This is a genomic window from Mycobacterium sp. 5-140-3-2, from assembly GCF_035666375.1.
In the GTDB taxonomy this organism is placed as follows: domain Bacteria; phylum Actinomycetota; class Actinomycetes; order Mycobacteriales; family Mycobacteriaceae; genus Mycobacterium; species Mycobacterium intracellulare.
Window position 1 is genome coordinate 4295247 of sequence record NZ_CP142025.1, and the last position, 24574, is coordinate 4319820.

Here is a 24574-nt window from a genome sequence, read left to right on the forward strand (position 1 = left end):
AACTCCCGGGCCGCCCGCGGCGCTGGGCGACACAAAGCGGAAAGCCTTGTGGCATAGGTGATCACGGATTGAGGATAACCTTCACCGCCCCGTCCTGCTTCTTCTGGAAGATCTCGTAGGCGTGCGGGGCCTTGTCGAGGGGAAGGACGTGCGTGGCAAAGGTGTCGACGCCGAGCGGGTCGTCGTCGGTGAGCAGCGGCATGATGTCGTCGACCCAGCGTTTGACGTTGGCCTGCCCCATCCGCAGGGTCACCTGCTTGTCGAACAGGGTGAGCATCGGCAGCGGGTCCGCCATGCCGCCGTATATGCCGATCAGCGAGATCGTTCCCCCGCGCCGCACGATGTCGATGGCCGAGTACAGGGCGGACAGCCGGTCTACGCCGGCGGTTTGCATGAACCGCTTGGCCAGCGCGTCCGGCAAGAGCCCGGTGGCCTGCTGCGCCAGTTTGGCGGTCGGCGAGCCGTGCGCTTCCATGCCGACCGCTTCGATGACCGAGTCCGATCCACGCCCGTCGGTCAGGTCGCGGATCGCGTCACCGAGCGAGTCGACCCGGCTCACATCGATGGTGTGGATACCGCGTTGCGCGGCGCGGCCCAGCCGTTCGGGCACCAGGTCGACGGCGATGACGCGGTAACCGAGGTGATCGGCGATGCGGGCGGCCATGTCCCCGATCGGGCCCAAACCGAGCACGGTGACCGTGCCACCGTCCGGGATGTCGGCGTAGGCGACCGCCTGCCACGCGGTGGGCAGCACGTCGGACAGATAGACGAACCGCGAATCCGGCGGCCCCACAGGAACTTTGATGTGGGTGAACTGGGCCTGGGGGACGCGCAACAGCTCGGCTTGGCCGCCGGGGACTTGGCCGTAGAGCTCCGAATAGCCGAACAGCGCCGCCCCCATGCCTTGGTCGCGCACCTGGGTGGTCTCGCACTGGGTATAGAGCTGCTGGCCGCACATGTAGCAACTGCCGCAAGAGATTTGGAACGGGATGACGACCCGGTCCCCCACCCGTAGGTCGCCCGTCTGCGTGCCGACCTCCCGCACGATGCCCATCGGCTCGTGGCCGAGGATGTCCCCCTGCTTCATGAAGGCCCCGAGGATCTCGTAGAGATGCAGATCGGACCCGCAGATGTTGGTGGAGGTGACTTCGATGATGGCATCGGTGGGCTGTTCGATCTTGGGGTCGGGCACCGAATCCACCCGCACATCGCGCTTGCCGTGCCACGTGACAGCCTTCATGGAAAGAGCGCATACCCGTCTGCCACCCGTCTAAACGGCGGAGCGGGGCCGCCGGCGGTTGCCGTCAGCGCTGGCTGTGCTGGAGCGGATGCTCGCTCTCGATGAGCGACCGCGCGATTTCGATCAGCTTGATGTTGGATTGTTGCGAGACCCGGGTCAGCAATTGGAACGCCTCGACGGCGTCGATGCCGAAGCGCTCCATGATGACCCCCTTCGCCTGACCGATGATGTCGCGCGAGGCCAAGGCGCTACGGAATTGGTCGTTCCGGCGCATCATCGACCAGGCCAAGGCGATGTGCGTGGCGAAGACCGTGCCGATCTCCACGGCTTCCTCGGTGAAGGCGTGCGGGTCCTCCGCGTAAAAGTTCAGCGCCGCCATGCTGGTGCCGTCGATGAACAACTCGAAGGACAGGATGGAGCGGATCGGGGTCTGCTCGAGCGCCAGGCGGCGATACCGCAGCCAGCGCTGTTCGGAGCTCAGGTCGGCGATGTGCATCATGTGGTGCTCCCAGGCCGCGGTGAGGCAAGGACCTTCGCCGGAGCTGTCCTGAATGGCATCCAGGACCATCGGGTAGCGATGCGTCGCGACGACCGAGCTGACCGACGCGCCCTTCTCGGCGAGGGTGATCCCCGCGTACTGCGAACCGCTCACGTGCTCGACCCCGCTGTCGAGCAATTCGTGCAGCCCGGCCGCGGTGCCGCTCTGTTCACGCTCCAGATTGGCCACCAGCTCCACCAGTTGGTTGGCGATCGTGGCACTGCCGTCTCGCATCACATCACCCCCGGAACCGTTCGTGGCCCGCAGAGCCCTTCCTGATAGGCGTCGCGATGGCATCGCAAAGTCGCGCATACCAACGCTCACCAGAAGTCTATGAGCCATACAACGAAGCGCAAGGCACGATAACGAAACGCCAGGACAACAGCGTAGGCGGCGGCATCCGAGCGGGAGGACGCCCTGGGCCGTTTTGCCCGGCCTGTCCCCTTGGATTCCCTTGTCGAACAGTCGTTTTCAAGCCGTCGTCGGTCCCGGGGCGGCGCGGGACACTCCTCACCACCGAAGTCCGCCTACACTCGGGTCGGTGACCTCCATTGTGATCGTGGGAAGCGGCTTCACCGGATTCACCTGCGCCCGCCGTCTGGCCCGGATTCTGCGCCGGCGGCACGCGCCCGTGGACATCACGATCATTTCTCCGGTCGACTACATGCTGTACACACCGTTGCTGCCCGACGTGGCGGGCGGGGTGGTCGACGCCCGGTTTGTCGCTGTCCCACTGGCCAATTCGTTGCGGGGCGTGCACGCGGTGCGCGGCCGCGTCGACGGGGTGGACTTCGCGCAACAGACGCTGACGTATTGCGATCCCGAGGAACGCAGCCATTCCATGTCCTGGGACCGGCTGGTGCTCACGCCGGGGTCGGTGACGCGGTTGTTCGACGTCCCGGGCCTCGCGAGGCATGCGCGCGGGTTGAAGACCACCGCCGAGGCGCTCTACCTGCGCGACCACTTCGTCGAGCAGCTGGAGCTGGCCAACATCGAGGACGATCCGCAGGTGGCCGCCGCCCGGCGCACCGTGGTAGTGGTCGGCGCGTCCTACTCGGGCACCGAGTTGGTGGCGCAGCTGCGGGCGCTGGCCGACGCGGCGGCCAAACAGATGGGCTTCAACCCCGCCGAAGTGCGATTCCTGCTCCTGGACCTGGCCGAGCAGGTGATGCCAGAGGTGGGCAAGAAGCTCGGCGAGGCCGCGATGAAGGTGTTGCGCAAGCGCGGTATCGACGTCCGGCTCGGCGTCACGCTCAAGCAAGCGCACGCCGATCACGTTGTGCTGAGCGACGATTCGCGCATCGACACGCACACGATCGCCTGGGTGACGGGGGTGACCGGCGCCCCGCTGATCCAAGACCTGGGGCTGCCGACCGAGAAAGGCCGGATCACGGTGCAGCCCGATCTGCAGGTGCCCGGTCACCCGGAGGTGTTCGCCGCCGGCGATGCGGCCGCGGTTCCCGACCTCACCCAGCCCGGCCAGATCACGCCGCCGACCGCCCAGCACGCCACCCGGCAGGGCAAGGTGCTGGCCCGCAACGTCGCCGCCAGCCTCGGTTACGGCAGCCCCAAGCAATACAAGCACCGCAACCTGGGTCTGGTGGTCGATCTGGGGCCCCGCTACGCGGTGGCCAACCCGCTGAACATCCACTTGTCCGGGCTGCCGGCCAAACTCGTGACGAGGTCCTACCACCTGTACGCGATTCCGCGCGGCGTCAACCGATGGGCGGTCTCGCTGGCCTACCTGACCGACGTGCTGTTCAACCGCTCCGTCGTCTCCATCGGGTTGTCCTCCGAGGACGACGCGCAATTCACCGCCAGCGAGGGCATCCCGATGCCCAAGACCAGCTGATCGTCAGCCTTCGGCGGACTGCTGGGCCATCGCGTAGGCGAGCTGAAGGAAATCCGCCCCGGCCAACGCGCTGAAGACGCCCGCGATCAGCCGGGTGAACCGGGGTACGAACACCAGACCGATGGCGAATCCGGTGGCGACCCACATGTCCAGGCAGAACGGGCAGGTCAGCAACTCGCCCAGGCTGTGCCGAAGCTCGCTGTGCTCGCGGACCTCTTCCTGGACCTCGGCCGGCCCGCCGGTGCCCGCGTAATGCGTGAACGGGGCGCGCAGCGGGCTGGTCACCGCGTCTTTGGTCAACGTTCGCGAGAGCTTGTGGGTGCCCAGCGTGAGGATGACCAGGTCCTGAATCCGCCAGCGCGACGGCAACGTGCGCCCGCTGACCACCGCGGCGATTACCGCCGCCGTCACGACGAGGCCGTAGACCACCAACACCGCCAGGTAGCCCCCCAGCGGGCGGGGATTGTCGCCGCGGTAGGCGTCCGCCTCCTTGCGTGCACCGTCCACCACCTGGGCGCCGGTTTCCGTCAACTCACCCATCGCTTCTCCTTGAAGGCATAGGGGGTCGAGTACCCGGCGCCGCCCGGCGCAATCGGCGATCAGCTCACCGCCGCGTGCCCTCCCGGTCCCGGGACTCGGCGGGCTTGGCCGCCTTCGCCGCTTCTCGCAACGTGCGGTTGGTGGACCGCAGGTCGGTGTTGGCGGCCGCCAACGTCTCGTTGTCGTCTTCGAGTTCGAGGATGCGAGCGATGCCGGCCAGGTTGACGCCGGCCTCGACCAGACCGCTGATGCGGCGGAGCCGCGCGAGGTCGTCGGCGCTGTAACGGCGCGTTCCCCCTTGACTTCTCGCGGGCGTGAGCAGCCCGTAGCGTTCGTAGAGCCGCAACGATTGCACCGGAATCCCGGACAGTTCGGCGGCCACCGAGATTCCGTACACGCCGTGGCCGGACGCCGGAGCCCCGGCCTCGCCGCGATGTTCGACCATCGCACATCCCCTCAGCTGATTCATTCAAAAAATCTGTTTAGCACACTTGCATGAATATGTCGACAATGCTATACCGAATCTATGTCGTCAGACACAGGAAATTTGTCGGACCACAGCGTAGATCGGAGTGAGAGGTGACAACCATGCTGATGCGTTCAGATCCCTTCCGTGAGCTCGACCGCTTTGCCCACCAGGTGCTCGGCACGGCCGCCCGGCCTGCAGTGATGCCGATGGACGCCTGGCGCCAGGGCGAGGAGTTCGTCGTCGAGTTCGACCTGCCCGGCATCGATGCCGACTCGCTGGACATCGACATCGAGCGCAATGTCGTGACCGTGCGCGCCGAACGCCCGGCCCTCGACCCCAACCGCGAGATGCTGGCCACCGAGCGCCCGCGCGGCGTGTTCAGCCGCCAGCTGGTGCTCGGCGAAAACCTCGACACCGACAAGATCCAGGCCTCCTATTCCGAAGGTGTCCTGAGTCTGCACATCCCGGTGGCCGAGAAGGCCAAGCCCCGCAAGATCGCCGTCGGCCGCGGCGACGGGCACCGCGCCGTCGCAGAGGGCGCCGCCCAGCGCGAGGTCATCAACGCCTGACCGGGCGGCGGACTGGGCGGCGGTCGCAGGCGCACGCGCTCGCGTGTCGGCCTCGCGGCCGCCGCCCGCCACGGCAGTGAGCGAGGAGCCACGGTGGAATCGACATGGGAACTCAACGGCGAAACGGCCAGCGTCGAGCAGGCGTTGTCCGGCGGCAACGCGCAACCCGCGGGCTGGTTTCGGTTCCACTTCACCGATCAGCGGTGGGAATGGTCGGAACAGGTGCAGCGGATGCACGGCTACGAGCCGGGCACCGTCGTGCCGACCACCGATTTGGTGCTCTCGCATAAACACCCCGATGACCGCGGGCAGGTCGCGGCCACCATCGATCAGATCGTGAACACCCGCCAGGCGTTCAGCACCCGGCACCGGATCATCGACACCGGCGGAAACGTACGCCACGTCGTCGTGGTCGGCGATCGGCTCTACAACGACGACGGCGACGTGATCGGGACGCACGGGTTCTACATCGACGTCTCCGCATCGAACGGGCAGGTGCACGAGGACGCGGTCAGCGCGAAACTCGCTCAGATCAGCGAGAATCGGGCAGGCATCGAACGCGCCAAGGGCATGCTGATGCTGATCTACGGCCTCAGCGACAGCGCGGCCTTCGAGTTGCTCCGATGGCTCTCGCAGGAGGCGAATGTCAAGCTGCGCACGCTCGCCGAGCAGATCGCCGAGGACTTCCGCGGCGCGGGCTTGCCGCTCAATACCCAGTCGGAATTCGACCATTTGCTCCTGACGGCGCACCAGCGCGTCCGTCCCGCCGACGACCGCGGGTAAGGCACTGCAGCCCACGTCTTTTCGGCGTGGGCGACCCGCTGGGGACCGTCCGCATTTATGCTGACCACGATGGCGAATCACGGCCCCGATCCCACGACGCCGCTGTGGCGCGCGGCGCAGGTTTTTCGGTTGCTGAGTTGCGTGTATGCCGCCGGGTTTCAAATCGCGATCAATCCCGATCTGCGCCGGCCCGCGCTCGGTTGGGTCCTGTTCACTGTGCTGATCGGCTGGAGCGCGGCGTGCGCCGTCGCCTACCTGCGGGGGTTCGGGCGACGACCGTCATGGGTGCTGGCCGAGATCGCGATCGCGGTGTTGCTCATGTGGTCGAACACCGTCGTCGCGACGCCGCACTGGGCGGCCGAGAACCAGACCTGGCCGACGACGTTGTGGGCGAGCAATCCCACGATTTCCGCCGCGATCCAGTTCGGCCCCGGTGGCGGGATGCTGACGGGCCTGGCGGTGATGGCCACCAATTTCGCCGTCAAGGACTACCTCGCCCTCAACCTGGGGCACAACGCCACCGTCATCATCGAGCTGGCCATCGGCATGGCGATCGGCATGGCCGCGCAGACCGCGCGCCGCGCGCACGCCGAACTGCAACGGGCGGCCCAGTTGAGCGCCGCGGTGCAGGAACGCGAGCGACTGTCCCGCGAGGTGCACGACGGCGCCATCCAGGTGCTGGCGCTGGTCGCCAAGAAGGGCCATGAAATCGGCGGCGCCACAGCGGAACTCGCCGACCTGGCGAGCGAGCAAGAACGAGCGCTGCGTCGATGGGTGGCATGCGCCGATATCGATCCCGATGCCGACGGCGCCACGATGGATCTGCGCACGCTGCTGCGATGCCGGGCGTCGGACCGGGTGTCGATCAGCCTGCCGGCGACTCCGGTGTTGTTGGGACGCCGGATAGGGACGGAGCTCGACGCCGCGGTGGGCAATGCCCTGGACAACGTCGGTGCCCATGCGGGACCGGAGGCACGCGCGTACGTACTCGTGGAGGACCTCGGCGATTCCGTCGTGGTCAGTGTCCGCGACGACGGCGTGGGCATTGCGGCCGGTCGACTCGAGGAGGCGGCGCGTCAGGGACGCCTGGGCGTCTCCCAATCGATCGTGGGGCGGCTGGCGTCGCTCGGCGGCACCGCGCAACTGCGCAGCGGCCCCGGCGAGGGCACCGAGTGGGAGTTGTGCGTGCCGCGCGGGGAGGGACGTCGTGGTTGAGGATGCGGCGCCGGCGACGGTGATGGTGGTCGACGACCATCCGATCTGGCGTGATGCGGTCGCGCGCGACCTGGCCGAGGGCGGATTCACCGTGGTGGCCACGGCCGACGGGGTGGCCGCCGCGGGGCGGCGGGCGGCCGTGGTCAAACCCGACGTGGTGGTGATGGATATGCAGCTGCCCGACGGGAACGGCGCACAGGCCACCGCGGCGGTGCTCGCGGCGTCGCCGTCGACGCGGGTGCTGGTGCTGTCGGCCTCCGACGAACATGAGGACGTCTTGGAAGCCGTCAAAGCCGGTCCGACGGGAACCTGGTCAAGAGCGCCTCGAAATCCGAACTGGCACAGGCTGTGACGGCGACGGCCGCGGGCCGGGCCGTGTTCACCCCGGGGCTGGCCGGACTGGTGCTGGGTGAATACCGGCGCATCGCGCAGAGCAAGGACGACGGCCCCGCCCGTCCCAGCCTGACCGAACGCGAGACAGAGGTGTTGCGGTACGTCGCAAAAGGGCTGTCCGCCAAGCAGATCGCCGTGAAGCTGTCGTTGAGCCACCGCACGGTCGAAAACCATGTGCAGGCGACATTCCGTAAGCTGCAGGTCGCGAACCGGGTGGAATTGGCGCGCTACGCGATCGAGCATGGCCTGGACTCCGAACCGTAACCCGCTGTTAGCGGGGTGCCCCGCCGGTCTCGTGGGCCACCGCCCGCGCGGCGACGAGTGCGGCCACGACCACGGCCATGCACACCAGCCCGTCGTCCTTGAGGCCCCACCTGATCGCGGCCAGGATCGCGACACCGGCCACGCACAGCAGCGCGCCGACGACCGCGCCCCGCCCGCGTGAGGTGACGGTCCCGGCGCCGTCCCAGCCGGCCAACGGGTTGTTTTCGAGCGGCCGCAACGCGACGAACAGCACGGCCATGGCGAGGACCACGATGAGCACCTGCGCGACGCTGACGGCGAGGAAATCCGGCTGGCCCGGAAACCGCGGGGCGCCAAGGTGATCGAAGAGCAGGTGCACGCCCAGCAGCACCGGCATGTGCCACAGGTAGAGGGTCATCGCTCCGGAGTTGCCGATCGCGGTCCACCACCACACCCGCGGTCGCTGCGCCCAGCGCGCGATCGCCGGTGCGGCCGCGATGGCCAAGGCGCTCAAGATGATTGCGTGCCCGGCCAAGAGCAACGACGGCGGGCTGGTGTTGGAAAGATGGTGATCCCCGGTGCCGACCATGCTGATCTGGTACGGCCCCCAGCGCACCAGTGCGATGTCCACGGCGAAGAAGACGCCGGCCACCGTTAGCGCGGCGCGGCCGTCGAGCAGCCGGCGGCGGTAGGCGACGCCGAACATGGCCGGAATGAGCCAGACGCACAAGTTGAGGTAGCCCAGCGGCATCATCGCCGGCGAATGCAGCCGGATGACGTCGATCAGCGCGATCGCCCCGTAGACCGCGGCCACCCCCGCGGCGAGGCGCCGCGCCGTGGTGATGCGATACAGCACCGGCATGGCGGCCAGCACCAGGACGTAGGCGCCCAGGAACCACAGCAGCTGCGTGCTGACGCCGGCAATCGGCTCGTAAATGTGTTGGGGCAGTGCCCGATACAGCACGGTCAGCGCGACCGCCCAGAACGCCAGGTAGTAGAACACCGGCCGGAACAGCCTGGTGCAGCGTTTCATCAGCCAGTCTCCCCAGTTGGTGCCCGGGGACCAGGAGGACAGGCAGGCCGCGGCGCCGGCGAAGAAGAACAGCGGCATGATCTGAAGCAGCCAGGTCGCCGCCTGGAACAACATCGAGGTGGTGAGCAGGTTGTCCCAGATCAGGACATGGTTTTCGATGACGCTGATGGCCATCACGGTATGGCCGAGCACCACACCGATCAGGGAGGTGATGCGGATGACGTCCAGGACGCGATCACGGTCGGCCGGCGTGCGCGCGGCCACCTCGGCGACGTCGGGAAATCTGGCGAGAGTTGACATGGGTGTCCTTCTGTGAATCGGGATGAAAGCGTTGCGGCGGAGCCGAAGTCGTGCGATGAAAGAAGCATTGCCGACCGCGCGGCTGTGAGCCTGAGCGGTTCTACGCGTTGGGGCTGAGTAGTACTACTCAGCTCGCGGTGTTGAGTGGGTCGTAGTCGGCCAGCAGCCTCTCGATGCGGGCTTCGTCGAGTCGGACCCGCACGGTTGCGGCTTCCTGCTGGTCGCGAATGACCTTGGCCAGCGTGAACGCGCTCGACACCAAAAAGAGGAAGGTGATGCCGAGGAACAGTCGCTGCCACGCGTCAAGGGGAAGAAAGTAAATCCCGGCCAGCGCGGTGAGAAAGCTGATCGCGAAGGCGACGGCGGCCTGAACGAAGAAGGCGGCGGTGGTTTTTGACATGCTGTTGGGAACGGTCATGCCGATAAGCCTGCGACGGCGCACCCTTGGCGGGGATCCGTAAGACTACTCAGATTTGGCGACGACTCGGGGTGCCCTCGACAGCGACGCCGCAACACTCGCGGCGCACGCCCCGAGCATCGTGGCGATCACCGTCGCCACCTCCACCACGGCGAAGTGGGCATCCACGACCGGTTTGACCACCAACACCACGGCGAGGGCGGGCACGATCAGCAGCACCGACCACGCCACGAGGCTGTCACCGGGGATGCGTGAATTTGCCTCTGTGGCAAACACATACAACAAGACGAGCAACAGGGCCGCCGCGCCGAAAACGACCGTGGCGATCCCGCGTGCTTTCAAAGCCCCATCTTGAGGCCTGCTCCGGCGTCGATGAACAGTTGCTGGCCGGTGACATAGCGGGATTCGTCGGATGCCAGGTAGATCACGGCGTGGGAGATGTCGGCGGGGTCGACGTAGGGGACGGGGATGGCTTGCATGAAGGGGAAGGTGACTTCGGCGTCGGAGCGGGTCGGGTTGGCCAGGTCAGGACGAAACGTTTTGTAGGTGTTGTCGTTGTGCAGCATGTGGGTGTCGACGTTGGTGGGGTGTACGGCGTTGACCCGGATGCGGTGCGGTCCGAGGGTGAGGGCGAGTGCTTTGGTGTAGTCCCTGATCGTGGTCTTGGATAGGGCGTAGGCGGCCCCGCCTGGACCTTTGAGCGTGGCGCCGTGGAGGCCGGTCTGCGGCACCAGCCCAGCGATGGAGCCGGTGACGATCACCGATGCGCCTGGATGCAGGTGTGGGAAGCCGACGTGGATGGTGTTGACTACGCCGATGAAGTCGACGTCGAAGGCGTCGATGAATCCTTGCGGGGGGATGTGTTCTCCCAGGGGCATGATGGCGGCGTTGGCCACGACGACGTCGAGGCCGCCGAGTTCAGCCACGGCGTCGTCGAAGGCTTTCTTGAGTGCGGCGCGGTCGCGGACGTCGACTTGGGCAGTCACTGCACGGCGGCCGGACTTTTCGACGAGATCTTTGGTCTCGTCCAGGTCGGCGGGGGTGGCCATCGGGTATTCGGCGGTTTCGATGTCGGCGCAGACGTCAAGGGCGATGACGTCGGCACCTTCGTCGGCCGCGTGAACGGCGTGGCTCCGGCCTTGTCCGCGGCCGGCGCCGGTGATGGCGATGACTTTTCCGTTGAGTCGGTTCACTGTTGGACTCCTCGCTAATTCACGAAACCGCGTAGGGCGTCTACGCCGAACATGGGGCTGACCATGAATGAGTAGTCGGGATATGTTTTCTGCCACTGAGTGATTCAGGTTCCTACCGGCGTCACACGCCTCATCTCACAACCCGTATCGGCACCGATGTGGGTCCGGACAGCGACGGGGTGGTAGTCCACGTGACGGGTCCGGCCAGTTCCATCCGCTCGATTTCGTCGAGGATCTGATTCAGTACCACACGCACTTCCAGGCGGGCCAGGTGCGCGCCCATACAGAAGTGCGCGCCGTGGCCAAAGGTCACGTGGCCAACACCGCCACGATCGATGTCGAAGTCCTCGGGTTGGTCGAAACGGTCGGGGTCATGGTTGGCGCCGGCATAGAACAGCACCACGCGCGAGCGTTCGGGGATGGTGATATCGCCGACCGTGTAGGGCGCCAGGGTGGTTCTCCCGACCCACTGCACCGGGCAGCCCCACCGCAGCGCTTCCTCGGTCGCCGCACCAATAAGGTCCCGGTTCTCGCGTAACCGGTCGTAGAGATCTGGGTCGCGGGCCAAGCGCATCAGCAAGATCCCGAGCAGGTTGGTAGTGGTCTCGCTGCCGGCCACCAACAGGATTAATGCCGTGCTCAACGCTTCCAGCATCGACATGTCACCCTCGTCGAGGGCGATGCGTACCCGCCCGAATACATCCTCGGTGCGCATCCGGGTGCGCCGGTCGAGTTCGTCGTGAATCAGCGCACGCATCGCCAGCATCCCCGGTAGTGCCCGGCCGACCGAGGTAGTCACCTCGGACAACGAGCTCACTGCGAACACAGACCGGAAATCCTCGGAATACCTTTGGAATTCACTGCGCCGGGTCTCATCGACACCTAAGATCAGCGCGATCGCGGCCACTGGCAGCGGCACCGCCAACGCAGGAACCACATCGACTGTCTCGCGGCCCAACAGCGCCTCGACTCCGGGCTGAGTAATCTCCCCCAAGGTGTCCTCGAGTTGGCGCACTGCGCCCGGGGTGAATGACGGTGCGGTGATCCTCCGCAACCGGCTGTGATCGGGTTCGTCGGTGCTCACCACACCGGGCATGGGCATCGACCGCAACAAGATGCCCGAGGCCGACGACAGCGTGTCGTGGGCGCGCGCAGCAGCGACAATGTCGTCATAGCGTGAAAGCATCCACACGTTCAACCGTTCGTTTACCGCCACCCGCTGCGCGCGCAGCCGGCCCAGCTGAGCCCACGGGTCGGCAATGGCGTCGGGGTGGGTGGGATCGAAGTCGGTCCGTGGCACCTGCGCACCGGCGTGACGCACCTTGGCGCGCCGCAGATCTTGCAGCACGCCGCGTCCGATCATGGACCCCGAATCACGCACCGTGCCCGCGACAGCACGCAATGAACTCATGAGGACCGCGCCCGCATCATTGCGACGTCGCGCTGAGCCCCGGAGGGGCGGGAAGTGAATCGGTAGTCACCATGCGGGGATCGGCGGGCCAGCCGCCGTGCCCCGACGATCGTTTGGGGCCGGTGATAAACCGTATCGCCTTGGGAATTGACGAAATAGGTGTTAATGCCTTCGTTGCAGCGAGTGAAATAAAGGTGCGCAGTCCTTCCGGTGGTTTGCATCCGCGAGTGGTAGGCCTCGAACGCCTCCGGTGTCACCGCGACCACGACATCGGCGCCCGCGCGGCGGGTCTCGTCAATGACACGCACCGCGTGCTCGGCCATCATCTCCACGAAGTCGGTCCAGCCGACACCGACGAATCCCAACGGCCCGACGATCTCCCACCGATTGGGCAGTCGGGGGTGCGCGGTGCCGGCGTAACTGCGCAACCCGCGCACTCGGTAGTCCTCGGCCAGGTCGAAACCGTCAGTGCCCAGGATCGTGTCCGGCCGGTACGTTTCGGGATCGGTCCACAGCTCGTAGCCGGTGGCCGTGACGATCAGATCAGTCTGATGCTCGACGCCGTCGACGGTTCGGACTCCGTTGCGGGTGACCCGATCTATAGGGGTGGTGATCAGGTGGGTTGTGGGCTCGTTGAACGCCGGCAGGTAGCTGCTGGAGATGATGGGCCGCTTGGCTAGAATGCCGTGGCGGGGAAGCAGTTTGCGCCGGGTTGACTTGTCGTGGACGACCGCGCGCAACAGGGCGCGAAACCACAGCCGCGACCACGCGTCGTAGCTGCGCATCAGCACAACCAGCGCGGTGTCGGGCAGCCGCGACATCACATGCACGACCGGCACGAGCATGAACAGGTCGAACGCCAGCCGCCCGGCATGGTGGATCACCGCCATGAGACCGGGCAATCCCAACACTGCGCGCAGGCGCGGGGTGATCTCGACGTCGGGTTTGGGCAGGATCCAGTTCGGGGTGCGCTGGTATACATCGAGCTGGGTGACCTTGCCCGACAGCGCCGAGACGATCTGGGCGCCGCTGGATCCGGTGCCGATCACGGCGACCTTCTTGTCGGTGATGTCGTAGTCGTCGTCCCACGCGTTGGGCCGCAGCACGGTCCCACCGAACTCGGCGATGCCATCGATGCCGGTGCTGGCCTTGGCGTTGACGTAGCCTCCCACCGAACTGATCACGAACCGTGCCGTGACCTCCGTGCCGTCGCGGATCGCCAGCCGCCACCGCCCGGCGTCGTCGTCCCACAGCTGACGCATGACCTCGCTGTCCGGCCGAAGAAACGGGTAGAGGCCACAGCCGCGGGCGGTGTCGGTCAGATACCGGTAAATCTCGGGGCCCGGCGCGAACAGGCGACTCCAACGGCGGTTACGCGCAAAGGACAACTCATACCAAAAGATCGGAATATCGACGGCCAGGCCGGGATAGTGGTTGTCGCGCCAGGTACCGCCGAAATCGCCGCCGCGTTCCAGAATCACCAAATCGTTGATGCCGCGCCGGCGCAGCTGGTGGGCCGCCGCGATTCCCCCGGGACCCGCGCCGATGATCGCGACCTCGACGTCTAAACGTTGACTCATGGCACTGTCCTTCTGTTGAGCACCTCGCCGCGCTGATCCGCAGGGGGGGTGGCCCTCGGTCGCAGCCTGAACATGGCGGTCACCAGCAGCGCGGCCATCACGAAACACACTGCGGCATAAGGAAGAACGCCGGTCGCGGTACCCGAGGCGGTGACGCGCCCCACCGCAGCGAAGTAGTCGCGCAGTCCACTGACCCAGCTGATCGCCATGACAGCCAGAAACGCCGCGCCGAACACCATGGCATAGGTGGTGTCGCAGGTGGTCCCCTCGCGGCGCGCCCACGGCCACGCGCGGACGACGGTGAACCCGCCGACGACCCCCACCGCCGCGGTCGCCAGCAAGTAGACCACCGCTTCGGCCAGGGGAGCATTCCCAAGCAGCCAGGCGGGAACACCGAGCACACCGAGTGCCACAGTCGTCAGCACGCCGACCGCGACGGCGCGGGCCGCCAGCGTCCCGACTCCGAGTTGCTTGCCTTCGGCGACCGGCTCGACTACCCACCGCTGGACGAGGAACGCGACCACGATCGGGGCCAGCGCAGAGAACAATGCGATGCTGGTCAGCGGCACCACGCCCAATGACGGTGCGGTGGAGCGGTTTTCGGAATTCCATACCCACCACTTGAGTTGCGGGCCGATGTGGTCGAACACCTCATAGAAACAGCTGTGCACGAAGCCGACGCACACCGCGCCGATCAATGCACCGTGGCGAGCGAAGATGCCGAGGCTCCGCACGATGTCGTAGGCGAGGGTGAGCAGGGCCGGGTAAAGAGCGATGATGTAGAGCGGCAGCCGGTCGAACATCAAATCGACGGTGAAAACGTTGTGCACGAACACGATTCCCAGTTGGTTCTCCAAGCCGAACACGCGCGGGAAATAGATCGGCGGTTCGATCACCAGCAGGTAGATGATGCCGCTGAACCAGAGCACCAGCCGGGTTGGATCCCCCTGCGTGCGTCGCACTTTGATGGCGACGATCAACGATGCGATGGCGCCGGCGGTGATGGTGCATTCCAGCAGCGGCAGCGTCCAGTTCGCCAGTTCGACAGGATTGCGAAGATGGATCATTGGCGGTGAGTTGGCGCAGGAAAAGCCAAGTTTGCCGGCCAGCCGTGCTACCTCGGGAATACAGATCTCAGACATTGTGATCGGGCCCTAATCGGGCGGGCAAGCGAGGCGGAACCGGCATCTACTGCGCTCCGGCCGTTGCGGTGTACCAGTGTGCGATGTCGGCGCCGACCTCGTAGCGGTGAAACCAGCGGTCGGCGAACAGTGGGAGCGGTTGATGTGTCGGGTTGTGCCACGGGGATTGCGACTCGAGGATGCGTAGCAGGGCGACGCCCTTCTGCCGAGTCGACAGGTGTCCGAGCGCAGGTGGTGCGGGGCGGGGCCGGCGCCGGGCGGACAATGACATGGCGGGCAGCGCCCGGCGCGCGTCGATGATGCGGTCGGCCTCAGGCACGTGGGTGTTGAATCCGTCCACGACGATCATGAAGGCCTCATTCATGTGCCTGAGGATGGCGGGCAAGGCCCGTACCCTCCGTGTACGGCTGCGGATGAGCGAGTCGTAGACCACCAGCGCGGAGCTGCGGTGTTCGACTTCTTCGACGAAGTGCCACAGAAACAGTGATGCCACCCGCTCGTCACCGGGCGCGAACAGGGTGGCCTCATTGTCCAGCAGGAGTTTGAAATACGGGGTGAACGTCGCTTCCAGGTTGGCAGTGTAGGCGAGCCGGAAATCCAGCGGCGCGCTATCGGTGAGCCGATCGAAGCACCGGACCGTGTCAGCCAGGGTTTGTTCCAGGCCTGGATGGCGGCGGGCCAGCGCGTGCACGTGTTGACGGTGTGCGTTGGCGTGCTGGGCTTCTTGGCGTAGGAACGCCTCGGCCTCCGATTTCGCCTCAGCATCGGTGATCAGGGGGATTGCTTCGCGCGTCGCAGTCACGATGAGTTTCTCGAAGGCGATCGCGATGATTGAGACCGCGTTGGTGAACACCGAGAACGTTGGATTGCGTGGATTCCAGATGAAGGGGATCTCGCCATCGAAATCAAAGCGCACCTTGCGGATTTCGAGTGAGGTGATGTCGCGCCTCCTGTCAGCCATCGGTCGACGTGGCGGTGCCTCGAATTTGCGCCACGCCACAGGGCGCGGGCATCACGGGCGATTCCGGTCTGCCGGCCTCAGTACGAGAACGAGCCTAACGATCGGCTGGACACAAAGTCAATACTGTCCAGTCAATGCCGATGCGAATAACTCGGCATACCTGGCTGGACACTTTATTAATTGCGTCTAGTCTCTCAAGTAGTATTTGGCCGAGCCGGGAACTTAGTGCGAACGACGTGAACCAGGAGGTTGGTGTGCGTGCGGTGATCATGGACAGCAAGGGGACGGTGCACGTTGCCGACCGCCCCAATCCGACATTGCCTGGCCCGCAAGGTGTGATCGTCGCCGTGGAGGCCACCGGGATCTGCGGATCGGACCTGCACTTCTACGATGGTGATCTGCCATCGATCGACGGCTTGAGCATCGGGCATGAAGCCGTCGGCGTCGTCGTGGAGGTTGGTGACGCGGTCCGCCGCGTCAGCGTGGGCGATCGGGTAGTGGTCTCCTGCATCACCGGTTGCGGGCACTGCCACGGCTGCGCCGTGGGCGACCCCGCCACCTGCGATACGGGCGCGTCGCTGTTCGGCTTCGGCGGTGAACTCGCCGGTGCCCAGGCCGAGCTGCTCGCGGTGCCCGTCGCTGATGCCACGCTGCTGCCCGTCCCTGCAAGCATCAGCGACGAGGCGGCGGTGTTGCTGGCCGATAATCTGGCCACCGCGTGGACGGCGGCGCGACGGGGTGACGTCGGCGCGGGGGCTGCGGTATTAGTGCTGGGATTAGGCGCGGTCGGTCAATGCGCGGTGCGGTGCGCGCTGCAGTTAGGTGCCGCAACAGTATTGGCCTACGACCCGGTTGAGGGCAGGCGAGCCAGGGCGGCATCGTGCGGGGCGACGGCGATCGGCGGTCCCGACGTCGCGGCCGCTGTTGCGGAGGCAACCCGGGGCCGCGGTGTCGATGCGGTGATCGACGCCGTCGCCACCGACGCGTCCCTGGACTCTGCCGTCGGTGCGGTGCGAGCCGGTGGCACCATCTCGGTCGTCGGCATCCACGACGCACAGCCCTACCCGTTCCCGATGTTGCAGGCGGTCTACAAGTCGATCACTTTGCGGACGTCGATGGCGGCGGTGCAAAGCGCGTGGCGCGAATTGCTGCCGTTGATCATGGCTGGGCGTCTAGACACCTCGGGCATCATCACCCAACGCCATCACCTTGAGGACGCACCGCAGGCCTACGAGCTGGTCGCCGCGCGCAGCCCCGAATGCACCAAAGTGCTGCTTATCCCGTGAGCCACGTTTGACACCAGCGAACGAGCACCGAGAAAATTATCCGATGACTGCGCACTCATCCCTACATTCCCGTCCGTCGGCGATGCTGACGCCAATGAGTTCGGGGTAGGAGGGGCCCGGTGCGGACTCATGGGTGGGGCGGCGCCACGCCGGCCAGCGACGAAGAAGCCATCGACCGCATCCTCGATGCCGCCGACGATGCCATCGAGGCGCGCGGCGCCGATATGCGTATCGCCGACGTCGCCCGGGCGCTGGGGGTGTCGCGCCAAACCGTCTACAACTACTTCCCCGGTTCGGGCGCGCTGCGCGAAGCGGCGGCGACCCGCTCGGGCTTGCGGTTCCTCGAGCCCTTGGCCGAGCACCTGGCTGGCATCACCGATCCCATTGAGGCCCTGGTGGAAAGCCTGGCCTACACCCTGGAATGGCTACCCGAGGATCGCTCCATCCAGGTGATGCTCGCAACCGACTTCACCAAAGCCTCCACCCGGATCACGTCGGACGCATGTGTCCAGTTCGGCCACGCCATCCTCGCTGGCCTCGACGTCGACTGGGCAGACCTGGGACTGCGGGACGCAGACCTCGACGACCTAGTCGAATACATGCTCCGTATCCTGCAGTCCTTCACGATCGACCCAGGCCGCCCGCCCCGCCGCGGCGCAGCACTGCGCGACTACCTGCGCCGATGGGTGGCACCGGTCCTGTACGCCGAGATCACCGCACACCAGTAGCCCACGCGATCGGTTACCGATCCCGTCAAGGGGCCGCGGGATGCATCGTCAGGAACCTGAGGGTCGAATGACAATGTATGCGTGTTGGTTTTGATGAGCGCGGCCCCGATTGCGCGGCGCCGACTGGCGAAAACCGTTGCGACACCGATGCATTAGGAAGAGCTCAGGCGTCGATGACCACGCGCCCGTTTTTGGCCCGGGACACGCAGACCAGCATCTCGTCGTCGCCCTCGGCGGCGCTCCCCCGTCGATCAACCTGTCCGGCAAGGACTTTCACCTTGCAGGTGCCGCAGAAGCCCTGCTGGCAGGAGTAGGCCGTCGTCGAGTCGCGGTCGAGCATCACGTCCAGCGCCGACCGGTTGGACGGCACGGTGAGCACCCGCTGCGAACGCGCGAGTTCCAGTTCGAACGGGACGCCGTCGATCACCGGCGGCGGTCCGAAACGTTCGTAGTGCAACGGCGCGTTCGCGTGTTCGTCGCGCGCGATGCGCACCGATTCGAGCAGCGCGGTCGGGCCACACACGTAGACGGCGGTGGTTGGGCCGGCGTCGGCGAGCAGGTCCGCCGCGGTGGGGATCCGGCCGCGCTCGTCGTCGGCCCAGACTGTGACGCGGTCCGGCGCGACCGCCACCACTTCGTCGAGCAGCGGCATGTAATCGCGGCTGCGCCCGGCATACACGGCGCGCCAATCGATTCCGTGCTGCTGCGCGGTCTGGATCATGGGCAGAATGGGCGTGACCCCGATGCCGCCGATCACGAACAACACCTCGTGCTCGTCGGTGACGAGATAAAACGCGTTGCGGGGGCCTTCGAACTCGATCGAGTCCCCCACGTGCAAGGTGTCGTGCATTTCGATCGAACCACCGCCGCCGTCGGGAATGCGGCGCACGGCGATGCGATAGTCGGTGCGCCGCCCGGGCGCACCACACAGCGAGTACTGCCGGCGGCGTCCCGACGGGAGCCGGACGTCGATGTGCGCGCCGGGCGTCCAGGATGGCAGCAATCCGCCGTCCCGGTCGGCCAGCGTCAACGCGACCACGTCGGGCGCCGGCTCCTCACGTTTGGTGATCACCGCGGTCGTGGTCCGCCGCACGGGCTGGACCCGTGAAGGCGTCCACCGCGACGCCGACGCCATGCCGCCGAACAGCGTGCCGACGCCGTACAACGCGGTGTACATCCGGTCGCGTTTGCGCCGGCCGTAGAGGTCGGCCGGAATGCTGTCCCAAATAGCCCGTGTCACAGCCATCCTCACGCCTGCCCCATGCCGTGACGGCCCGCGGGCTCCGATGTCAGGTTGACCCACTCGCCGGTGAATCCGGCGATGACGTCGGGATGCGAGGTGACCACCCAATGGCCACCCTCGATCGGGACGATCCTGCCGCCGTCCGGAATGGAGCCGGTAAACCGTTGCAGGGCGGGCGATACGAAATAATCCCGCCGGGCGACGAGCACCTGCACCGGCACCCGTGTCTGCGGCAACTGCTTCACGGGCACGAAGAACGGCGCCGGCATGTTCGCCCGGTACAGGTTGAGGCCGTTGAGGTAGTCGTCGATCGACCGGGTCGCCGCCGCCCGCTGCCGGTCGCTGCCGCGGCTGCGGCCGATACGTTCCACCGCGGCAAAGACTTTCCCCGTGGCGCGCGAGCGGATTGCCAGCTCCGGCACAACCGGGCACAGGAAGAACCAGATGTACGACGACGCGAGGGCCTGCTTGACGACGTCGAAGACGGCGCGCGGTGTGCGCGGGGACCGTAGGAACCTGCCGGCATAGTTCAGGTGCGGCCCGGAGATCGACGTGAACGAGGCGACCTTGGCCATCACCGTATCGTCGGTGACCGCCGCCCAGCCCTGGATCGAACCCCAGTCGTGGGCCAACAGGTGGACCTGGCCAACCCCGAGGCTGTCGATCACCGCGCCGACATCGGAAACCAGCTGCGGCAGAACATAATCCGTTCGCCGTGCCGGTTTGGAGGAGTCGCCAGACCCGCGCACGTCATACGCCACGACGTTGAACCGGCCGGCGAGTTCGCCTGCGACACCGTCCCACACGTGGTGGTTGTCCGGGTAGCCGTGGATCGCCAGAACGGTGGGCCGCCGTGGGTCGATCTCCGTGTAGGCGTGGACGGCCAGCGAAACCCCGTCTGAGGCGATCACTGTGCTGGACTGAGTCATCCCGAACGCTCCCGTGTTCAGTGCGACGCGCGGGCGGCGGGTGAGCGGGCCAAATAGTCGACCGCGCGACCCACCCCGCCCAGCTGGGACGGATGGAAACTCGGCGTGTAGTAGGCGCCGATGACCCGCAGGAACTGGAATGGCCCGGGCACCAAGCCCCTTCGGGCCGCGCGGAAGTAGTCGCGCCAGCGCGGTTTGGTCCCCGGTGGCAGGTACGGGTCGACCGAATACATGAACCGCACGCCGCGGATGAACAGCCACAGCAACGCGGGCGTCACGAGCAGCTGGGTGCGCACCTGCCGCCAATACCCGGCGCGCAGGTGCTTCATGGTGTCGAACGCGACGGCCTTGTGCTCGACCTCCTCGGCGCCGTGCCAGCGCAGCAAGTCCAGCATCACCGGATCGGTGCCCAGGGCATCGTGCTGAGGGGTGTCCAGAATCCATTCGCCCAGGATCGCGGTGTAGTGCTCGAGCGCCGCCACCATCGAGACCCGTTCGAGCAACCAGCTCTGCCGGCGGCGCCGGCTCCAGTGCGGCCGGTCACCGATGAGTTGGGTGAACAGCCAGCGCATCTGGTCGGTGAACGGCGTGACGTCGATGTCGTTGGCCGCGAAGTGCCCGAGCACCCCCGCGTGCGCCTGGGAGTGCATGGCCTCCTGGCTGACGAATCCCTGCACATCGCGCCGCAATTGATCGTCTTTGATCAGCGGCAGGGTGTCCTTGAACGCGTCGACGATGAACTCCTCACCCGCCGGCAACAGCAGGTGCAGCACGTTGCAGAAGTGGGTGGTGAAGGGCTCGTTCGGCACGTAGTAGAACGGCAGCGTCGACCAGTCGAAGTCGACGTCACGCGCCTGCAGGACGATGCGCTCGTGATCGAGCGAGGCGTCATGCGGGCCCGCTGCCATGTCATCGACGGTGAACATCGTTGCCATCCCCTTTTCGTGCTAGGCGCTGCGTTGGGTCTCGTCCTCTACTTCAGTGATCAGACGCTCGCTGCGCAAGAACCGGACGAGGTGATCGACCGTCTCGGTGAGCGCCGGCTCGCGCAGGCGGACCGTGGCCAGCCCCCGCCGGTGACGGTACTGGGTGTTGTCGTAGCGCTTGTCGCGCATCGCCGCGATCTTGCCCGCCGACCGGGTGAGGAAGTCGACCAGCGGATACATCTGGTCGTTCGGCGTGCACTGACGGTCCAGCTGCTCGGCGAACGATTCGATGTCGTGGTACTCAAAGCGGTACCCGTAGCGCTCGGTCAAGATCCGGGTGATGTCGGTCAGGTTGTAGTAGTCGTCGGCCGTCAAGTTGAAGACACTGCCCGACTCGTCGGGGAGGTCCATCAGCGCGACGATGTGATCCGCGATGAGGTCCGCCGGCAGCAGGCTGATCTGGTTGAGCGCGTTGACGGCCAGACCGTGCTCGATCATGAATGCCGTGAGGCGCACCAGGATGTCGTCCTGGCTGCCGAAGCCCGCCCGGGTCGGAGAGATCAGCGACGGCCGGTAGATGCGGACGTCGAGGCCCTTCCGCTGCGCGGCCAGCGCCAGCTGCTCGCCGACCCACTTGGTTTGCGAGTAGCCGAAGTCCAGCCCGGCCATCTTCTCGTTCGCGTCCCACTCCCCGACCACCGGTTCGGTGCTCCAGCCGTAGATGAACGTGCTCGAGACCAGGTGGAAGGTCTTGCGGTGGGCGGTCATCGCCAGTCGCAACAGCTCGCGGGTGCCCTCCACGTTCGCGGGCCGCAGGGCGTCGTAGGTCCGCACGTAGTTGACCAGCGCGCCGTTGTGCACGACGGCGTCGACGTCCTCGGCGAGTTGCTGGAAGGCCGCCTCCCCGATGCCCAGCGCGGGCTCGGCGAGATCGCCACAGATCACCCGCACCCGCGCCCGGACCTCCGCCTCGAGCGCCGGCGTCCAGAGCTGGGCGCGGCGCAGCGACGCGACGATACGGTCCAAACCGTGCGCGGCGTCGGTGGCCCGCACCAGCGCGTGCACGTTGTACGACGTCCGGCTGAGCAGGCTGCCCACCAGGAACGGCCCCAAAAACCCGGTCGCGCCGGTCAGCAGGATGTCGGTGGGCGCACCCGCTCGCGCGGGCGCGAGCTCGGGCAGCGGCAGGGCGGCGTCGGCGCGCATCTGCGCGGTCTCGTAGGCCTCGTAGTCGGCCGAGATCTGATCCAGCGCCCGGCGCAGGGCGTCCAGCGGCTGGCCGGATCCCTCGCCGAATTGGCGCATCAGCCCGAAGAATTCGGCCACCGTCAGCCGCTGCAGCAGGCGCGTGTTGACCTCGTCGGCGAGCTCGCCCGCGCCGTGCTCCTCGAGCACGGCCTGCAGGTCGGTGCGGAGTTCGGCCAGCGCCAGCGAATCGATGCCGAGGTCGGCGAACGAGCAGTCCTCGTCGCCGGTGAGGTCGTAGCTCTCGATGAGATTGCGGAAGCGCTCCAGCGGGCCCGCACCGACCTCCACGGCGTCGCGGCCCCGGGTGGCCGCCGGGTTGACCCAACTCGTGAACGCGGGCAGCGTGCCGTCCAGCCACAGCTGGCGGGTCCGCGCGCGCCGGATCTTGCCCGAGGTCGTCTTGGGGATGCTGCGTGGCGGCGCGAACACGATGGTGTGCGGATCGATGTGGCAGTGCCGCCGGATCGCGCGGGCCAGGGCCTTCGCGTCGGGCAGGTTGTGCTCGTCTCGCACCTCGGCGACCACGACCAGCGCCTCCTGCTCGTCGCGCTCGACCGACAGCGCGGCGACGCACCCGCTGCGGACCTGGCCGGCGGAGCGTTCGACGACGGCTTCGACGTCGGAGGGGTAGCAGTTGACGCCGCGCACGATGATCAGGTCCTTGCTGCGGCCGCAGACGAACAGCTCACCCTCGTAGAGGAAGCCGAGATCGCCGGTCCGCAGATAGGTGTGGTGGTCATCGCCGGCGATGCGGGCCCCGAACATCTCCGTGGTGAGCTCCGGGCGGTTCCAGTAGCCGCCGCCCTTGGAGGGCCCGTCCAGCCAGACTTCGCCGACCCGGCCCTCGCCCAGCGCCGTTCGCGATTCGGGATCGACGATGCGAACCAGGGTTTCGTCGATGGGCTTGCCGCAACTGACCAACGGGACCTGGTTGCTGTTCTCCGGCAACGCCTTTTCGACCCGCGCGACATTCTTTTCCAGCCCGCGCTTGTTCACCGTGATGGTCTGGCGCCCCCGGATCGAGACGATCAGGGTGGACTCGGCCATGCCGTAGGCGCCGGTCAGCGCCTCGGGCCGCAGGCCGTAGTCGCCGAACCGCTTCCGGAATTGGTCGAAGGTGTTGGCCCGCAACGGTTCTGCCCCCACGACGATGCACTCGAGGCTGCTCAGGTCGACACCGGCCAGCTCGGACGCGGGCAGCTTGTCTTCACGCAGGCAGTATTCGAGCGCGAAGTTCGGTCCCGGCGTGTGCGTGGCGCGCACGTCGCTGATCAGCCGAAGCCAGGACGAGGGCCGCGCGAGGAAGTCCAGCGGCGACATCGCATGGGTGGACCCGCCCAGCAGCAGAATGAACATGTAGGCCGAAATCAGGCCCATGTCGTGATGCTGCGGAAGCCACGAGGCCAGGACCACGTCGCCGGTGAAGGCGGACCCGTTGGCAATCACGTTGGCGTGGCTGACGATGACGCCCTTGGGGTCGTTCGTCGAGCCCGAGGTGTATTGCAGGAAGAGCACGTCCCCCGGCGTGTCCGCCACCGGGGCGCCGCCGAATTCCTGGGCGCCGTCGGTGGCGAACCAGGGCAGCTCCGGCAGGGCGGCGTCGGACCACGCCTGCCCACCGTGGCGCTGGCCGAGCAGCAGCCGGAAGTCGTACTCGAACTGCTTCGTCGACAGCACGGCCTTGGCGCCGCAATCCCGCGCGATGAAACTGAGCTTGGCCAGTCCGGACTCGAACGACATCGGCAGCGGTGGGCTGACGGGGACGGCGATCACCCCGATTCGGGCGCAGGCATACAGCGCCGCGATCATCTCCAGGCCGGGGGGGTAGACGAGCAACGCGCGCTCGCCCGCTTTGAGGCCGGCCTCTTTGGACAGGTAGGCGGCCAGCTCGCGGGTGCGGTCGGCGAAGCTCTGATAGGTGTAGTGCTCGAGTTCGCGCCCGTCGACGTCGACGAAGCGGAAGAGAGTCTGGTCCGGCTTCAGCGCTTCCCACTTGTGCAGGTAATCGATCAGCGTCTCCATCTTTGGAGCGACCCCCCTTCCAGGTTTGGACTGAGCCCGGGAACGACTTCCGTCATGAATATAAAACCAATGTAACCCTGACGCCCGGTGAAGAGCAAAACATCCAGCAGCATTAATGGGCTATGCACAACACATTCACAGCTTCGACTTAAGCGGCGAATTTAATTGCATAAATCCTGATCTGTGTCGATACGGACTTCAGTATCTCAGTGGCTAGTGAGCAGGGATTATGCTCGGCGTTGCTCCTCAGATACTGACGTACGGATGTACTAATCCACGCAATTCATATGTCCCGCGGCGCCCGCAATAATA

At 66.4% G+C, this 24574-nt stretch carries 20 protein-coding genes and 3 pseudogenes; 7 read left to right on the plus strand and 16 right to left on the minus strand.

All coding sequences use genetic code 11. The features are described 5' to 3' along the window. Positions 1–61: 61 nt before the first annotated feature. Together P6281_RS20020 and P6281_RS20025 are read right to left on the minus strand one after the other, a co-directional pair. Positions 62–1240, minus strand: a complete 1179-nt coding sequence (locus P6281_RS20020) for a zinc-dependent alcohol dehydrogenase (RefSeq protein WP_324738495.1) — start codon at positions 1238–1240, stop codon at positions 62–64. 64 nt (positions 1241–1304) lie between these two features. Continuing rightward, the gene (locus tag P6281_RS20025; protein WP_324738496.1) at positions 1305–2012 is read right to left on the minus strand and encodes a GAF and ANTAR domain-containing protein; all 708 of its coding nucleotides are present in this window, start codon (positions 2010–2012) and stop codon (positions 1305–1307) included. A gap of 307 nt (positions 2013–2319) precedes the next feature. Here P6281_RS20025 and P6281_RS20030 point away from each other — a divergent pair, with 307 nt between their 5' ends. Continuing rightward, positions 2320–3630 (plus strand): NAD(P)/FAD-dependent oxidoreductase, encoded by a 1311-nt coding sequence (locus P6281_RS20030; RefSeq protein WP_043955295.1) that lies wholly within the window; start codon positions 2320–2322, stop codon positions 3628–3630. Positions 3631–3633: 3 nt separating this feature from the next. Here P6281_RS20030 and P6281_RS20035 read toward each other — a convergent pair whose 3' ends face one another. Beyond that, on the minus strand, positions 3634–4170 hold the full coding sequence (locus P6281_RS20035) for a DUF1360 domain-containing protein (RefSeq protein WP_324738497.1): 537 nt from the start codon (positions 4168–4170) through the stop codon (positions 3634–3636). 64 nt (positions 4171–4234) lie between these two features. Continuing rightward, positions 4235–4615 (minus strand): MerR family transcriptional regulator, encoded by a 381-nt coding sequence (locus P6281_RS20040; protein WP_014385609.1) that lies wholly within the window; start codon positions 4613–4615, stop codon positions 4235–4237. 143 nt (positions 4616–4758) lie between these two features. Here P6281_RS20040 and P6281_RS20045 point away from each other — a divergent pair, with 143 nt between their 5' ends. The 4 genes and pseudogenes from P6281_RS20045 to P6281_RS20060 all read left to right on the plus strand — a co-directional run bounded on the left by P6281_RS20045 (position 4759) and on the right by P6281_RS20060 (position 7863). Next, positions 4759–5208, plus strand: coding sequence for an Hsp20/alpha crystallin family protein (locus tag P6281_RS20045; RefSeq protein ID WP_225324712.1), 450 nt, complete (start codon positions 4759–4761; stop codon positions 5206–5208). Between the two features lie 93 nt (positions 5209–5301). Next, positions 5302–5991: a PAS and ANTAR domain-containing protein gene (locus tag P6281_RS20050; protein WP_014380876.1), complete on the plus strand. Its 690-nt coding sequence runs from the start codon at positions 5302–5304 to the stop codon at positions 5989–5991. Between the two features lie 57 nt (positions 5992–6048). Beyond that, the gene (macS, locus tag P6281_RS20055) at positions 6049–7206 is read left to right on the plus strand and encodes a MacS family sensor histidine kinase (RefSeq protein ID WP_014712206.1); all 1158 of its coding nucleotides are present in this window, start codon (positions 6049–6051) and stop codon (positions 7204–7206) included. Continuing rightward, positions 7199–7863: pseudogene (locus P6281_RS20060) on the plus strand (response regulator). The gene macS and the pseudogene P6281_RS20060 overlap by 8 nt, the downstream one beginning before the upstream one ends. On the opposite strand, the pseudogene P6281_RS20065 reads toward P6281_RS20060, so the two are convergent. The 8 genes and pseudogenes from P6281_RS20065 to P6281_RS20100 form a co-directional block, all read right to left on the minus strand. Continuing rightward, positions 7827–9175: pseudogene (locus P6281_RS20065) on the minus strand (acyltransferase family protein). The pseudogenes P6281_RS20060 and P6281_RS20065 sit on opposite strands and share 37 nt — an antisense overlap. A gap of 127 nt (positions 9176–9302) precedes the next feature. Beyond that, positions 9303–9593, minus strand: a complete 291-nt coding sequence (locus tag P6281_RS20070) for a YiaA/YiaB family inner membrane protein (RefSeq protein ID WP_009952929.1) — start codon at positions 9591–9593, stop codon at positions 9303–9305. A 45-nt stretch (positions 9594–9638) separates the two neighbouring features. Next, positions 9639–9926, minus strand: a pseudogene (locus P6281_RS20075) (hypothetical protein); the annotation flags it as partial. A gap of 5 nt (positions 9927–9931) precedes the next feature. Next, on the minus strand, positions 9932–10786 hold the full coding sequence (locus P6281_RS20080) for a mycofactocin-coupled SDR family oxidoreductase (protein WP_324738498.1): 855 nt from the start codon (positions 10784–10786) through the stop codon (positions 9932–9934). Positions 10787–10916: 130 nt separating this feature from the next. Beyond that, positions 10917–12197 (minus strand): cytochrome P450, encoded by a 1281-nt coding sequence (locus tag P6281_RS20085; RefSeq protein ID WP_324738499.1) that lies wholly within the window; start codon positions 12195–12197, stop codon positions 10917–10919. Further along, positions 12194–13777, minus strand: a complete 1584-nt coding sequence (locus tag P6281_RS20090; protein ID WP_014380882.1) for a flavin-containing monooxygenase — start codon at positions 13775–13777, stop codon at positions 12194–12196. The genes P6281_RS20085 and P6281_RS20090 overlap by 4 nt, the downstream gene beginning before the upstream one ends. After that, complete coding sequence (locus tag P6281_RS20095) at positions 13774–14844, minus strand: hypothetical protein (protein ID WP_324738500.1); 1071 nt, start codon at positions 14842–14844, stop codon at positions 13774–13776. Before P6281_RS20095 ends, P6281_RS20090 begins: the two co-directional genes overlap by 4 nt. A 121-nt stretch (positions 14845–14965) precedes the next feature. Next, positions 14966–15859, minus strand: coding sequence for a metal-dependent hydrolase (locus P6281_RS20100; protein WP_036459783.1), 894 nt, complete (start codon positions 15857–15859; stop codon positions 14966–14968). Positions 15860–16134: 275 nt separating this feature from the next. Here P6281_RS20100 and P6281_RS20105 point away from each other — a divergent pair, with 275 nt between their 5' ends. Then, positions 16135–17166 carry an alcohol dehydrogenase catalytic domain-containing protein gene (locus P6281_RS20105; protein WP_324738981.1) on the plus strand — a complete coding sequence of 344 codons (1032 nt, stop codon included), beginning with the start codon at positions 16135–16137 and terminating at the stop codon, positions 17164–17166. 119 nt (positions 17167–17285) lie between these two features. Beyond that, positions 17286–17894, plus strand: coding sequence for a TetR/AcrR family transcriptional regulator (locus P6281_RS20110; protein ID WP_014380886.1), 609 nt, complete (start codon positions 17286–17288; stop codon positions 17892–17894). Positions 17895–18057: 163 nt separating this feature from the next. Here P6281_RS20110 and P6281_RS20115 read toward each other — a convergent pair whose 3' ends face one another. Genes P6281_RS20115 through P6281_RS20130 form a run of 4 tightly spaced genes read right to left on the minus strand, consistent with a single transcriptional unit; the run spans position 18058 to position 24262 of the window. Beyond that, complete coding sequence (locus P6281_RS20115) at positions 18058–19140, minus strand: PDR/VanB family oxidoreductase (protein WP_014942774.1); 1083 nt, start codon at positions 19138–19140, stop codon at positions 18058–18060. 2 nt (positions 19141–19142) lie between these two features. Next, on the minus strand, positions 19143–20048 hold the full coding sequence (locus P6281_RS20120) for an alpha/beta fold hydrolase (protein ID WP_014385617.1): 906 nt from the start codon (positions 20046–20048) through the stop codon (positions 19143–19145). Positions 20049–20083: 35 nt separating this feature from the next. After that, a complete protein-coding gene (locus tag P6281_RS20125) occupies positions 20084–20992 on the minus strand; it encodes a metal-dependent hydrolase (RefSeq protein WP_008259582.1) in 909 nt (302 codons plus the stop codon). A 21-nt stretch (positions 20993–21013) separates the two neighbouring features. Beyond that, complete coding sequence (locus P6281_RS20130; RefSeq protein ID WP_014385618.1) at positions 21014–24262, minus strand: thioester reductase domain-containing protein; 3249 nt, start codon at positions 24260–24262, stop codon at positions 21014–21016. Positions 24263–24574: the final 312 nt, after the last annotated feature.